Raw genomic sequence first — 14,609 nt, forward strand, 5'->3', positions numbered from 1 at the left:
TGAGTTGACGTTTTGCGGGCGGGCCACACAGCTTGCCCGTGTATGAAAAAACATCTCAACTCAGCCCGCAGCAAGTTCACGATCCTTGGCCAGCTTTGCAAATTGATTCCGCCGCATCTGGTGTCGTCCCTGGCCAAGGAGCATCAGGCGGAAAGCAAGGCGCGAACCTTCAGTCACTGGAGCCATGTGGTGGCGCTGATCTTCGGGAAGCTGAGCCACGCCTTTGGTCTGAACGACCTGTGCGATGCGCTACAGCTTTACTCCGGACCGTTGTCCGCGATCCGTGGGGCCACCCCGCCGCACCGCAACACCCTCTCCCACGCCAATCAGGAGCGCCCCAGTCAGATGGCCGAGGATCTGTTCTGGCGAACCCTGGAACATCTGCGCCAGCAAAGCCCGGGGTTTGGGGGACGCCGGCGCCTGTCGGGTCGCCTGAGGCGCTTCAAGGCGGCGATCCATCTGGTGGACTCCACGACCATCGAACTGGTGGCCAACTGCATGCCCTGGGCGAAGCACCGACGGCGCAAGGCCGCGGCCAAGGCGCACGTGCGTCTGGACTTCCACTCGCTGTTGCCCGGCTACGTGGTGGTGGACACGGCGCGGGAGTCCGATGCCGGGCGGGCCCGGGAGCTGTGCGCGGGCCTGAAATCAGGGGAAGTCGTGGTGTTCGACCGAGCGTACGTGGACCTGAAGCACCTCAAGGATCTGTCGGATCGCGGAGTGGTCTGGGTGACCCGCTGGAAGGAGGGCATGGTGTGCGATGTGCTTGACCGCAAGACGGTGCCGCGTGAGGGCAAGATCCTGTCCGACGAATGGGTCTCCCTGAGTAACGGGCTTTCGGCCCGGCGGATCCGGGCGCTGGTGGAGGTGGACGGTAAGGAGAGGGAGATGGTTTTTCTGACCAACCAACTGGACTGGGCGGCGAGCACGGTGGTCGAGCTGTACAAGGTCCGGTGGGAGATCGAGGTGTTCTTCAAACAGCTCAAGCAGACCCTGAAGCTCTGTGACCTGATCGGCTACAGCGCCAATGCGATTCGCTGGCAGGTATGGATCGCGCTATTGGTCCATCTCTTGATGAGATACCTGGCCTGGGTGCACGAATGGACCCACAGCTTTGTGAGGCTCTTTGCGCTGGTGCGCTCCCAGATATGGCAAACGCTGGATCTGCCGGAGATCTTAAGACGCTATGGGACAGCAGGAGGCAGTTACCGCAACATGGCGCAGCCTGAGCAGGGCTTTTTCCCTCAATTCTGCTGACGCTGTGGGACAGCACCGCGCCGGAATCACCCCCTGAGCCGAACCGGGCAATCCTGAAAGTCATTTCTCACCCCCGCCGCGAAATCACCAACGATTTCGCTCCTATTCCATTTGTAAAATGCCTGCCATGGGACGGCTGTGCTTGTAACTTGACCTTCAGGCGAATTCTGGTCGGGCGTTGACAGCCAGCTCGAGTCATCAATTTGTCCCCCTGCCGTGGTTCGGAACGGTCGTTTCACACCGGTATTGCCCTGAAACCCGCTGCACCACCCGACGATGACTCCGCTGTCGTTGATCGAAAGCGCTTCCCCATCAGCCACAGAACTCGAGCTGAGTCCGGTGGAAAGATCGGTGCCGGTGGACTGGGCGAACGATGTCCCCTTGATCCATCGTGTGGGCTTCTTGCGGGTGCCTGAAGTGCTGAAGCCGACGATGGTGAGTCCGGCCGGATCAATCCCCAATGCGACACTGGGATTGCCATAGCCGTTGGGGTTCGGGAGCACCCCGCCACCGGTGTTGTCGCTGAGGATTCCATACGCCGAACTTCCCAGGCTGCCGACGACTCCGGCCTTGGCGGACGCTGTGGCGCGAAAGCTGATTCCATTGGGTTTGAAGGAGGTGCCGTAGTCCATCGCGGCCGTTCCTGATGGCTGCCAGAGGGCTCCATGTTCCTCCAGGACCCCGTAGACATTGTGCCACGCCATTCGCCCGACCGCCTGCGGCTGGACCGTCCAACTCCCGCTGCCGACAACGCCTGCGTTGACCGCCGTGATTGCCGGCGGAGCGGCCGTCGGCAACGAAGTGCCCGTCAACAATTCAAAGGCAGTCCACAAGGGACCGTCATAGATCAGGACCCGGGCTCTTTGTGACGCCCCGGGCGCGTAGCCGCCTACTGGGTCGCTGGATTCTTCAAGGTTGCAGTCAATGAAATTCTGTTCGGTGAAATTGTCCAGAAGGGGGACGACCACCACGGTGCCCTCGGGTTGGCCGGCGGGAATCTGAATGGTTCCGGTGGTCATTATGGTCCCCGTTCCCGGAGTCCAGACGCCGGTGCCGGAAATGAGGTAGTAGTCGGCGTTCGCACCCGTTCCATAGGTCGCCGCCAAGTCCTGCATGGTGCCCGGTTTGATCAGGTTGCCAACACGCAGCGAAATCTTAACGTTCAAGGCCAGGCTTTGGGCATTCCAGGGTGTCCGGCGCACACGAATGGTGGCGCGATTCGATGATCCCGGCTTTTTGTCGTCGGCAACGTCCGGGCTGGCGGTGAGTTCAACCACCGGTTTGCCACCGGTGTCCAGGGGAAAATCGTACGCAGCCCAGGCATCCTGATCCGGTTCAAATGTCCCGGTGCCACCCGCTCCCCCATCAATCCACATCCGCATCCGGAGCAGCCCCGAGGCGCCCGTCACCGGTGTTTCAAATGTTACCATGCCGTTCGACGGGACCATCAGCTGGTCGGCAGGTGTGGTTTCTTGATTCAGGACCACCGTTGTGATTGGGATAAAGAACTGGGTGATCCGGTCATACTGGAGGCGCACCTGGATTCCGGGGACTCCCCGCGTCTCGATGGTGGTGCCTTGCGGGAGGCGCGCAGGGGGTGATCTACGACCCGCCCTTTGATCTGCAGCTTGCCCGTTGCCGCGACAAAGGTCACAGAACTGATCTGCACTTCCCTGGCCCCGGCAAGCCGTGTGACGTTTGCCTGCTGAATCCATTGCGGCAACATCCGGCCCAGTTCTCCCACCGGCACGAAGCCGTCCACCGGGACCTGATGCGGCCACCGGACCTGGCGGTGCGCCACCGAAGGGCTGGGAGTTGAGGACTGCGTAAACTCGGGATCCGGGCCACTGGGGAGGGACGAAAGGTTCTTGAAGTCGTATGGCACCCCCGACAACCGGGAGTTGTCAAACTGGACGGCATCTACTGGATTTCGTGTGCGGCTGTAGAAGGAGCAATTGACGCTCTGAGTGGTGGGCACTTTCCAGATCAACTGGTAGGCCAGCTCCCCGGTGATGCTGGTCGGCGGGGTGGATTGATTGATGCCGGGATTGGGCAGGTAGAAGTTGTTGCGAGGCCAGGTTGTGAAGTCGTTCCGTTTGAAGGTGATGCTCCCGGCAAAACCATGAAAGATGATGCCAGCGCACAGATTCTCGGTGGGTTCGAGGTATCGTCCGAGCGCGGGATCGGGATCCGAAGCGACATTGGGAAAGTCACTCAGGCAGGTATCTGACCATGACTTATGGATTCGCTTGCCGCGGAGCCGGACCAGATTGTCCTCGAACAGGTATTTCTCGTGCCAGTAGAAAATATTGGGTACGGCTCCTTTCCCTGCATCCGCCACGCCGATGTTCGCCCAGTTTTGAATGTCAATAAACGCGTTGTTGATGAAGCGGAAGGGGCCCAGATATCCGGTGTCGCCATTGAAACCCGTACCAACCCCCAGAACAATATTGTCCTGAAAGAGAACCTGCCCGGCGATCCCGCCGACGAGTCCGGCAGTATTGTCGAGATCTTCCGGCTTCTTCCCCGCGACCCCGAAGGCAATGGAATCCTTGCCCGTGCGGATCTGACATCGCCGAATGACGATGGTCGTGGCATCCTGTGCGCCCCGGTTGCCAAGCGGCTGATAGCAGTTGGCGATGATCATGCTGCCGTACCCTTTGTGAACGCTGTGGAAATCCGAGATCTCCGAATCCTCCATGATCCAGGGATAGTCGTAGGGGGCCGATCCGATCTTTTCCTGATTGGGTTCTGGAAAGGTCCTGATGCTGACGGGGAACGCCTCGATGCCGGCGGTTCGAAATGCATGAATGGGGTTTGATGGGACGTTGCCGACGGACCCAAAGTTTCGAATTCGGACATCCTTGATCAACCCGGACTCCGCCATGATGTCAATTGCGGCACTCGTGTAGCCGGTCGCATTTGCTTCAGAACTCCAGGCGCCCATGTTCAAGAAGTTTCCATCGAGATCCAGCGATTCAATGCGGAACTGCTTCAGATAGTAGCGCTTCCCGGCGATCGAGCCCGAGACGATCAGGCGGTGCGTCGGGCCCCCCCCAGACCCGGTGGTGGCCCAGTTCGCGCTTTCGGCATATGGAGTGAGAAACAGGCGTGCCCTCTTTCCATTTCGGGTTTCACCCACGAGGGCAACTCTCCGCTTCCTCTGAGCGTACGGCGTCCCATCCGGATCGCCGTTGATCAGCAAGTAGGTCGAAACTCCGTAGCGACCAGGAATTCCATCCACCTCCCCGAGAAATCGGACTCTCAAGTTTGGATAGGTGGTGGCGTCCTCCAACCGGGCCTTCAGATTGGCTTGGTTTGCCTGATTGAAGAGAGCGGCGTTGTTCTCGTCGGTCCCGTTTCCTGAACCCTTGCTGACAGGCGCTACCCAGTAGTCAACGACGGTTTGGGAATGAAGTGGATGGAGACCAGCCAGCAACCAGAGAATCGTGGCGAGAGTGCGACATTGCAGGACGCTTGTCCCGAGTCGCTTGGACATGTCGGCGTGGTCCATGGTCGTAAAGTCTGTTGTGTCCTAATCTTTGGGTTTAGCCATGCTTACGGCTCGGAGGATGCGATAGGATGCTTTCCCATGGGAGATGCAAGGAAAAAACACCGCTGAGGTGGCGAGAACTCGGGACGGATTCGTCCCTCCTACTGTTGGGTGCCGTGGCGGGCGGCCAGATGACGATGACCGGGGCGCGGCAGGACGTGGATCCCGGTCGCCGGCGGATTTCAGCGCCCTGTGCCGGTGGTGCGGACCGAGCCGTCGGCCCGCACCAATATCTCGCGGGTCCCGGGAGGGACGGCGCTGCGGGTGGTTTGACCGCCGGGCCAGCGGACCTCCAGCGTGAGGTTGCCTTCGGGGAGGGCGAGCACGGTGACCGGACTGTCGGCACTCCAATAACCGTCGCCCAGGCGCAGTTCGCGACGCGGCCCTGCGGTCTCTCCGGAAAGGATCCGCAGCGCGGCACCGATGCCGGCGGCATTGGCCCCCGTACCCTCCAGTCGGACGCGAAGCCCGGGGCGCCCTCTGGTGTTTCGGAAGAGCCGGGTGGCGGCACCGTTCTGGGTGAGCACCACGTCGGGTCGTCCGTCGCCATCAAAGTCGGCTACTGCTGCACCCCGCTGCTGGCCGTACGCCGCAAGGCCGCTCAGGGGCACCGGGGTGAAGCCACCCCGGCCATCCCCCCGAAGCCAGAGACCCCGTCCCGCGTCATTGCGCGCCGTGAGCGGATCTTGGTCGAACCAGTTCTCCGCAACGACGAGGTCCTCCGCACCGTCGCCATCGGCGTCCAAAACCACCAAACCAAACACCGGCGCCAGTTGCGCGGCGTCTGGAAGGGCCCGGGCCTCGAAATGGTCCCCACGATTCAGGAACAACGTCGTCGCCAGCCAGCGGATCTCCATGCGCGTCGTGCGCTGCAGTCGCCCGCCAAAAATTTCCGGCACCGTCATTTCGGAGAACGCGGTGTAGGTCGGCACCGCGGCACGCAGCCATGGGTAGGCCATCGCCCAGACCGGATACTCGCGTCCCGGCCATTCACGGTCCCCTTGCGGGATCACTTCGATCAGGTCCGCGAGGCCCAGCCCCTCCAGGTCGCCAAAGTAGAGGCGGCGGACCCCCGCAGGTTCCGGCGGGCCGGCGGGCGCCCCGGCGTATCGGCTGTTCCAACCCCAGTTGCCGGCCACCAGATCCAGGTGGCCGTCGCCGTCGGCATCCACCGCCGTGATGCTGTTCCAAAGCCCGGTGAACTGCTCCAGCAACCAGGAGCGTCCGCCCAGCCGCACCGTGGGATTCCATTCGGTGAACGCGCCCCGCTGATTTCGAAAGATCCGGAGCGGGCCCCAATGGCCCGCGACGGCGAGTTCGGGCAGGCCGTCGCCGTCGAGGTCGGTGAAGCAGGCACCGCTGATGGCACCGAGCGCCTCGAACCGGCGATGGATCATCAGCCGTCCCCCCGAGCTCTTGAGCAGCAACGACGGCGCCGGCTCGGGCCACCGGCCCGGCATCGCGCGCCCACCCACAAAGATCTCCAGTTCGCCATCCCCATCCACATCGGCTGCGGCCAGAGGGCCCACGCTGAACGGCACCCCGAGCACCGCTTCGCCGCTGCGCCCGGCCGCAAGGTCGTACAGCCGCAGCGCCCCGCCGTTGGTCTGCCCGTCCTCCCAATTGCTCGACCCGGCCAGCAGGAAGCCGCCGATCGGCAGCAGGGTCGTCGTGTCACGGGCCACCGGTCTCTGGAACATCGGTTCCTCAAGCCGCTGGAACCCTCCGGCGCCGTTGTTGGTGAAGACGGCCACCCGGCCGCCACGCCCGGACCCGATCACCAGATCGTCATGTCCGTCCCGGTTGAGGTCGGTCCAGGCCACACCGGGCCCGAGTTGACTCAGGCGGTATGGCAACAGCGGCTGCCGGGCGAAGTCGTCGGCCGGTTCCTCGAAGTGGACATGGCCCAGGCGGTCGGAAACGTCGGTGAACAGGGGCTCCGGAAGCGGTGGCGCAGGCTCCGGACCGCCGGGGCTCCCGGACCGCGGTTCGTGAATCTCGACGAGGGAATCCGGAGGCAGCGGACCGACGTCGCTGCGGGCACCGGACGGCCAGGCCACCTCGACCCGCAGCTCCCGGGCGTCCGATGCCGCAAGGGTCACCACCGCGTCGTCGCCACTGAGGTAGCGTCCGCCGGCGATCATTTCGCGCCGTTGCGGTGCCAGCGCAGTGGCGGGTTCATCGGCATGGGGTCGGACGATCACCCGGGCGCCGATGCCGCGGGTGTTGGGGCCGGAACTGCGGAGCCGCACCGCGAGGCGGGGCGCCGCGCTGTTGTTTCGATAGATCCCGGGGGCGTCGTACAGGTTGTTGAGCACCACGTCCGCATCGCCATCAAGATCCAGATCCGCAAGCGCCGATCCCTGGGAAACCCCGGGCGTGTCAAATCCCCAGGCCGCGGCCATTTCGTGGAAGGCGGGAATGACCGCGACACCCGGCCCCGCCATCCGGCGCCGTTCACCGGTGAGGTTTCGAAAGAGGGCGTTGGGCGTGTTCAGCCGGGGAAGGGTGCGCACCAGCCGCGCAATGTCCGCCGGGCTCAGCGTCCGTCCCCCGCGCTGTGCGGACGCGATCCGTTCGCCGCCGTCGCTGTCCTGAAAGTCGCGCCACTGCCCGTTGGTGACGAGGATGTCCTCGTAGCCGTCCAGATCCACGTCGAGGAAGAGGGGTCCCCACGACCAGTCGCTGCTCTCCACCCCGGCAAAGAAGGCGATCTCGGCAAAGGTGGTGTCGCCGCGGTTCCATTGGAGCGCGTTGCGCTGCAATTGCACCCGGTCCTCGAACAGGCCCGGCGGACGAAACTGCGGCATCATCGCGGCCAACGCCCGGGCCCGTGCGGCGCGATCGCGCGCCAGCATGTCCACGGTGAAGAGGTCCACATGCCCGTCCCGGTCGAGGTCCCCGAAATCCACGCCCATCGAGAACATGCTGTTGCTCCGCAGGGCCGTCCTCGGGATGGCCCGGAAGACCACCCGCCCGCCCGATGACGCATTCAGCCAGAAGCGGTCCGGGGTGTGCAGGTCGTTGCAGACGTACAGATCGGGACGCCCATCGCCGTTGACGTCTCCGAAGCGCGCCGCCAGGCCCCAGTCCCGGGGCGCCGCCGCCAGGGGCCGCCCGTCCTCGTCCAGGAAGGTCCCGTCGGTCCATCGCGCCTCAATGAAGCGACCGGTGCCGTCGTTGATCCAAAGGGCATCGGGCTCCCCAAACTCGATCACCTCGCCTGTGGCGCCGAGTTCGAAGCGGTTGGCCAGATCGGGGTCCGTGGTGGGACGGCCGTTCAAGGCGGTGACCACCGCCTGGCCGCCCTCCTGACGCAGCGTGAACTTCGCCGTCGGTTGGTCGAGAATGGTCGTGGGTCGAAAATGGGCGACGTAGAGATCGAGATCCCCATCGCCATCCACGTCCGCCAGGGCCATGGAAGTCGCCCCACGGCGTGTCCGCAGTCCCGCAGCGTCGGTCGCCTCGGTGAACCGTCCACGTCCGTCGTTGAGAAACAGTCGAGTGCCCCCGCCCAGGGCGTTGAGCAGCAGGTCCATGTCCCCGTCGCCATCCACGTCGGCAAAGGTCACCCCCGTGTGGTCGAAGGCGCCCGAGGGCAGCCGGAAATCCACTCCGGGGAACGCCGCGGTGGTGATGTCCTCAAACCGCCATTCGCCAAGATTCCGCACCAGTTGCGGCGCGACGTCCAGCCCGACGAACATCAGGTCGCACCAGCCGTCGCCATCCACATCGCCCAGCGCCACGCCGGATCCGGAAAGGAGATTGCGGTTGGTGAGCGACCGGTCGTCGGCCACCCGGTTGGTGAACGTGATGCCCAGCGCCGCCGCAGGCATCCGCGTGAATCCCGCCTCGCCAGTTCCTTCCGGGGTCACGCGCGCGTAACGGTTCGTCCCGAGGGAGACCCACTCCAAGGGAGCCGCCGCCGCGGCGACCGCTCCGAGAAGTCCCGCGAAGATCCAGCCCCGGATCCAAGGCCAAGGCCTCATGGCGCCGCCTCCAGGGAGCCGTCGGGTGAAATTCGCACGCGTGTCGCCCCGGACGGGACCGGAGACCGTGTCACGCGTCCTCCGGGCCATCGCACCTCGATCGCCGTGGGCGGCGCGGATGCCGTCAGCACCCGGGCCGGACTGTCCACCGACTGCCAGCCACTTCCCGCCTGCACCTCCTGTACCGGACCCGGCGCCCCGGCCGTCAGCAGCCGCATCGCGGCGCCGATCGCCGTGGGATTGGCCGGACCGCCCTTCAGTTGCACCCGGATCCCCGGGCGCCCGGACTCGTTCCGATACAGGCGGGTGGCACCGGCGTTCTGGGTGATGACCACGTCGGGCCTGCCATCGAGGTCATAGTCGGCCACGGCGACCGCCCGGGCGTCTCCCCATGCGTCCAGCCCGCTTTCGGAGGCGGGGACCGGACGCAACCGCCCCCGCCCGTCGCCCAGCAGCAGCAGGCCGCGTCCCGCATCCTGACGGCCCTCATCCGGCCGGCCGGGATAAAAGTTCTGGGCCAGCACGACATCCAGGTGTCCGTCGCCATCCGCATCCAGCAGCGCCACCCCGGTCACTGGCGACCATTGGGCTTCCCGCGGCAGCGGCACCACCTCGAACTGATCGCCCCGGTTGAGCAACACGGTCGTCGCAAACCATCGGGCCTCCAGGAACTCCGGTGGCAAGGGTGCCTTAATGGCCGCCAGCACTTGATCAAGATCAGCGGCGCCGAATGCCCCTCGGGTCGGGAAGGCATCCCGGAGCTGCGGCATCACCGCGAAGAGGGTGTCCGCCCGGCGCAGCGGGAATTGCCGGTCGCCAATGCGACAGCTCTCGATCAACTCCACAAGTCCGTTGCCATCGAAGTCCCCGAACGTCACCCGGCGGACGTTGTCCCGTGTCCAGCCGAAGTCGTCCGCGGGCGCCTTGGGCACGGGAAACCAGTTCCATCCGCGGTTGCCGGCGACCAGATCCATGCGTCCATCGCCATCCAGGTCGCCGGACGCCACCGAGGTCCACCAACCGGTCAGATCCTCGAGACGGCGGATTTCGGGAGGCAGTCCCGCTCCGGTCACTTCGGGATTCCAGGGATCCAACCGTCCGTTCTCGTTGCGGAACACCCGCAACGGTCCCCATTCGGCGGCCATAACCAAGTCGGGATCCCCGTCGGCATCCAGGTCGGAAAACACGGCACTGTTGATCAGGCCGAGGCGCTCGAACCGCTGCACCACCGTCAGCCGGCCGCCGTCCATGCGGAGCAGCAATGAGGGTGCCGGCTCCGGATACCTGCCGGCCACGGCGCGGCCACCGATGAACAGGTCCGGCACCCCGTCTCCGTCCACGTCCGCCTGCGCCAGCGGTCCCACGGCGAAGTCCGGTCCCAGCACGCTCTCGCCGCTGGCATTGCGGTCGAGATCCATCGCCCGCAGCGCCCCGCCGTTGGTCCGCCCATCCCGGTAGTTGCTGGAGCCGGCCACCACCATCCGGCCCGACACCAGCAGGGTGGTCAGGTCGCGGCCGACCGGCCGGGTGAGCACCGCGTTTGTCATCGGCACGAATCCGGTGGACGTGTTGTGGAATCCCGCCGGCGCGCCCCCGGCGCCGGTGCCGAGCAGGAGGTCGTCCCGCCCGTCCCCGTCCAGGTCCGCCCAGGTCGCTCCCGGTCCCGGATGGGCGAGACTCCAGGGAAGCAGCGGCTGGCGCTCGAAATCATTGAAGGGCGTCACCACCGATTCGTGGTGCAACTGCCGGGAGGCGTCACGGAACCGGGGCGGCCCAGCCGGCTCTGGCGCCGGCACCTCGGTGGCGTCCGGGCCCTCCACCACCTCGACCCGGGAGTTTGCGGGCACGTTGGCGAGCCGTGTCCGCCGCCCCGACGGCCAGGTGACTTCCACGGTGAGCCGGGACGCCATGCCGGCGGCGAACACCCGGACCGCCTCGTCGCCGCTGAGGTAGCGGCCACCGGACATGAGCACCTGGGATTGTTCCGCCACCGGGCCGCCCTCCACCCGGATCCGCGTCCCGATGCCTGCGGTGTTGCCGCCCGCCGCGCGGGCGCGCACCGCCAGTCTGGGCGCCGTGGCTTCATTGCGCAGGAGGGCTGGAGGGGCGTTGAGATTGTTCTGCACCACATCCAGATCCCCGTCGCCGTCGAGGTCCGCCAGGGCCATGCCGTGCGTCACGTTGCGGGCGTCGAATCCCCAGCGGGAGGAGACGTCTTCGAAGGTCAGGTTGCCGCGATTGCGGAACGCGGCATTGGGACTGTCAAAGCGGCGGAACATCCGTCGCAGCTCCAGCAGTTCACGCGGGGTCATCCGTCGCTGGCTGCGGAGCTGTTCCGATCGTTCCGCAGCGTCGGCGTCCATCATCTCCAGCTCGTGGCCGTTGGAGATCAGCAGGTCCTCGTAACCATCCAGGTCCACATCCAAGAACACCGGGGTCCACGACCACTCGCTGGCGGCCAGCCCCGCGAGTCGGGCCAGTTCGGCAAACGTGCCATCCCCGCGGCCGAGATACAGGGCATTGGCGGAGAACTGGAGCACGTCGCGGTACGACACCGGCTCGGTCGGGGTCGTCGGCAGTCCGTCGGTCTGGACATGGCGCTCGCGGCGGTCGCGACTCAGCATGTCGAGGACGAACAGATCATCCACCCCGTCCCGGTTGATGTCGGCGGCGTCCGCCCCCATCGCGAAGGCGGCCAGGTGCCGGAGCACCTCGGGTCCTGCCGCGCGGAACCGCAGGGGGCCGCCCCGGACCGTCTCGTTGATCCAGAAGCGGTCGGGAGATTCGAAATCATTGGCGACGAACAGATCCGGACGCCCATCGCCGTTGAGATCGCGGAACAGCACGCTCAAGCCCCAGTCGTGAGGCACCGAGGCCAGCGTCACGCCGTTGGCGTCGAGAAAACTGCCTGAAGTCCACGAGACCGGTGTGAATCCGCCTTTGCCGTCATTCAGGTACAACACGTCGGGTTCCCCGTTCTCCTTCACGCCGGAGGGTGTGACGTAGAAGCGGCCGACGAGGTCGGGTTCGGATGTGGGCCGGCCGTTGTACGCCACCACCCGGGGACGGCCATCCTCGGTCCGCACGGTGAACTTGCCGGCGGGGTCGTCCCGGATGCTGTGCACGCGGTAATTCGCGACATAGAGGTCCAGATCCCCGTCGCCATCGGCATCCGCCAAAGCGAGGCTCATGCCGGCTCGTCCCGGGTTGAGCACCGGACCCGCCGCAAAGCGACCCCGACCCGTGTTCCACCACACCCGCGTGCCCTGGCCGACCGTGTTGACGACGAGGTCCAGGTCGCCGTCGCCATCAAGGTCCGCAAACACCGCGCCGGTGGCATCCCCATCCATTCCCCCCGCCGGAAAGGCCGATTCCGTGACGTTGACAAAGGTCCAGTCCCCGCCGTTTCGAAACAGCGCGCTTCGTCCTTCCGGAGCGGCGAGAAAGATCTCGGGCAGACCATCACCGTCGAGGTCCCCAAGAGCCACCCCGGAGCCGTTGAGGTAGATCTGGTTGGTGAGGTAACGTTCCGCCGGGACGCGGTTGGTGAACTGGATGCCGGCCGTCGCCGCCGGGATGCTGGTGAACCCGGGCTGGTGATCGCCGGGCGGCACCCGGAGCGGATGAATCTGCGTGACCGACGGGGCCGCTCCCGCCGCCACGGCGAGCGTGGCGATGGCGGCAGCTGCGGTCAGGATTCTCCACAGGGGACGCACCAAGTGACGATGCGGACGCCGCGGTCCGCCGTCGAGTCCTCCAAACCTTCAGGGAGGAGGGATCCCTCGAATGCCCGGACCCGTTTGCGCCGAAACCTGAAGGTTTCATCGCGTGAGGATGGGCCCCCGGCGACCCGCCGGGACAATGCAAAGGGGAGCCGGTCCGAAGACCGGCTCCCCGGGTGATGGGGTCCCACACGCGCTCACCGGCACGCTCAGTTCTGCGGCAGCACCAACGATTTCCGGCAATCCTCCCCTGCCGCAGCAGGACCCCTCTGCCAACACTTGGAGGTTGCCGGATGAACCATCGCGCCATTCGACGCGCGATCCGGCGGGGCGTTCAAAGATTCCCGCGAGGCCGCCTTGGGACCAGCAGGCGACGGAGCCCTCAGTCTTGAGGGGGCTGTGCGCCCGGGGACCACGGGCCTGTGAAGTCCGGAAAAAACCGTTGATCGCAGCGACCCCGCGCCTACTCTGGCGGCTCGTCAATCCAACGCATTTTACGTCATTCCATGAGTGAATCCTACGTTCCCCTGATCAGCTCCGGCGTTGCCGGTCCCTTGGGCATCCTCCACCTGCCGCGATTGTGGCAGAAAGTCTCCCTTGAGGCGCGGGGCAAACTGGCTCCGGGCTATCCCGGCATCGGGCAGGGCTATGACATGATGGTGATCAGCGCGCTCGGGTTGAACGCCGACGCGGTCAAGAAGTTCATCTCCGAGCAGAAGCCGACCTACCCGCAGTTCGAGGCCTGGGTCAAATCGCAGCCCGGGGTCAACCTCACGAAGGCCAACGTTCACAAGTCCAACCTGGCCATCGCGGGCTACGTGCACTCCGACGAGACCCGCAAAGGGATCCTCTCGGCCAACGGGCTTGCCGACGACGGCGGCGTGCTGCCCGACGCCATCAATCTGAACAATCTCGACGACTGGTACGAGTTCCACCAGGCCGTCCTGAAGTAAAGCGCCAGGCGCCCTCAATGGGCCGCGGGGCGGACCCGCGGCCCAAGTCCGGTTCCGTACCCCGCGAAGCGTAAGGACGCGTTTCGCGGGACAGCCCGGCTCGCCCGTTGTGGTGGCCGGGTTTTTTCGCGCTCCGGTGACGCTCGGGCAGACGATTTCGACCCGTCGGTAGGACTTGTGATTGGGACGGTGAATCTGGAAAACAGTGCTCAAGGAACCCGCCAGTGGTGCCTCGTCGCGCCCATCAGGTCCATTTTCGATGGGGCGGAGGTCCCCCTGAACCGCGCATGGAGTCCCCACAGACCCGACGGGCAGTTGCGCGCACGGTGGATGGGGAGGCCGCCCGGCCTGACGAATTGAGTGTGGCCTTTGTCCCGCTCAGCTCTCAGGGCAGGAAAAAAACCCTGAACCGACGTTGCCACGGGAGGGCGAATCGGGGATGTTCACAGGTCCCGCAGGATCTTCAATCCGGCGTCCGTCTCATTGACGGCAGGACGCTGGTTGGGAGTCCGCCCCTTTCCGGAGGGTGCGGGTGCCGTCCCGGAATCGTCTGAATCCGGCTGCACCCTCGGGAACCGAACGTTGATTTTAATGAAAGAAGAACCGATCGAGATTGAGGGCTGCGTTCATGCCGTGCTGCCCGGCACCATGTTTCGCGTGGAGCTGGCGAACAAGCACATCGTGCTGGCCACCATTTGCGGCAAGATGCGCAAGCGCTTCGTGCGTCTGACCGTGGGGGACCGGGTCAAGATGGAGATGTCGCCCTACGATCTGAACAAGGCGCGCATCGTCTGGCGCCTGCGGTAATCCCGGGTTCCGGTTCCGTGGCGCGAAGCATCCCCGCATCGCGGCCGTCGCCGTCTGCCGCGGCCATGTGCAGGTGCGGTGGGAGACGTTCCAGCTTCCTGAAGCGGTCGAATGCCATGGGCGTGGCCATTTGACACTTGAATCTCCGGCCGGCTGGCCCATACCAGCGGCCGCGTTTCCGTCGGACCGTGCCGGTGTGGCGAAATGGCAGACGCGATAGACTCAAAATCTGTTGCCCGCAAGGGCGTGGGGGTTCGAGTCCCTCCACCGGCACCAACGCTATCAACGACTTGTGAGTACGACTGGCGAATTGATTACGGTTTAATTA

General features: G+C 65.2%; 7 protein-coding genes and 1 tRNA gene. 4 read left to right on the forward strand and 4 right to left on the reverse strand.

The window, feature by feature from the left end; translation table 11 throughout:
- The first annotated feature begins 42 nt into the window (after positions 1-42).
- Positions 43-1,257: an IS4 family transposase gene (locus KF791_18965; protein MBX3734664.1), complete on the forward strand. Its 1,215-nt coding sequence runs from the start codon at positions 43-45 to the stop codon at positions 1,255-1,257.
- 26 nt (positions 1,258-1,283) lie between these two features.
- Here KF791_18965 and KF791_18970 read toward each other — a convergent pair whose 3' ends face one another.
- The 4 genes from KF791_18970 to KF791_18985 all read right to left on the reverse strand — a co-directional run bounded on the left by KF791_18970 (position 1,284) and on the right by KF791_18985 (position 12,515).
- A complete protein-coding gene (locus KF791_18970) occupies positions 1,284-2,687 on the reverse strand; it encodes a hypothetical protein (protein MBX3734665.1) in 1,404 nt (467 codons plus the stop codon).
- Positions 2,688-2,734: 47 nt separating this feature from the next.
- Positions 2,735-4,771 (reverse strand): hypothetical protein, encoded by a 2,037-nt coding sequence (locus KF791_18975; protein MBX3734666.1) that lies wholly within the window; start codon positions 4,769-4,771, stop codon positions 2,735-2,737.
- Positions 4,772-4,992: 221 nt separating this feature from the next.
- Positions 4,993-8,799, reverse strand: coding sequence for a VCBS repeat-containing protein (locus tag KF791_18980; protein ID MBX3734667.1), 3,807 nt, complete (start codon positions 8,797-8,799; stop codon positions 4,993-4,995).
- Positions 8,796-12,515, reverse strand: a complete 3,720-nt coding sequence (locus tag KF791_18985; GenBank protein MBX3734668.1) for a VCBS repeat-containing protein — start codon at positions 12,513-12,515, stop codon at positions 8,796-8,798. Before KF791_18985 ends, KF791_18980 begins: the two co-directional genes overlap by 4 nt.
- A gap of 512 nt (positions 12,516-13,027) precedes the next feature.
- Between KF791_18985 and KF791_18990 the strand changes: the two genes are divergently transcribed.
- The 3 genes from KF791_18990 (at position 13,028) to KF791_19000 (ending at position 14,557) form a co-directional block, all read left to right on the forward strand.
- Positions 13,028-13,474 (forward strand): DUF5069 domain-containing protein, encoded by a 447-nt coding sequence (locus KF791_18990; protein ID MBX3734669.1) that lies wholly within the window; start codon positions 13,028-13,030, stop codon positions 13,472-13,474.
- Positions 13,475-14,059: 585 nt separating this feature from the next.
- Positions 14,060-14,281, forward strand: coding sequence for a translation initiation factor IF-1 (gene infA, locus KF791_18995; protein MBX3734670.1), 222 nt, complete (start codon positions 14,060-14,062; stop codon positions 14,279-14,281).
- Positions 14,282-14,471: 190 nt separating this feature from the next.
- Positions 14,472-14,557, forward strand: a tRNA-Leu gene (locus KF791_19000).
- The last annotated feature ends 52 nt before the right edge of the window (positions 14,558-14,609 follow it).

It is taken from the genome of Verrucomicrobiia bacterium (assembly GCA_019634635.1).
GTDB lineage: Bacteria > Verrucomicrobiota > Verrucomicrobiia > Limisphaerales > UBA9464 > UBA9464.

Bases quoted from the DNA above. Each gene is read 5' to 3' on its own strand.
- KF791_18965 (MBX3734664.1), top strand. From the start codon at position 43: ATGAAAAAACATCTCAACTCAGCCCGCAGCAAGTTCACGATCCTTGGC.
- KF791_18970 (MBX3734665.1), bottom strand. From the start codon at position 2,687: ATGGTAACATTTGAAACACCGGTGACGGGCGCCTCGGGGCTGCTCCGG.
- KF791_18975 (MBX3734666.1), bottom strand. From the start codon at position 4,771: ATGGACCACGCCGACATGTCCAAGCGACTCGGGACAAGCGTCCTGCAA.
- KF791_18980 (MBX3734667.1), bottom strand. From the start codon at position 8,799: ATGAGGCCTTGGCCTTGGATCCGGGGCTGGATCTTCGCGGGACTTCTC.
- KF791_18990 (MBX3734669.1), top strand. From the start codon at position 13,028: ATGAGTGAATCCTACGTTCCCCTGATCAGCTCCGGCGTTGCCGGTCCC.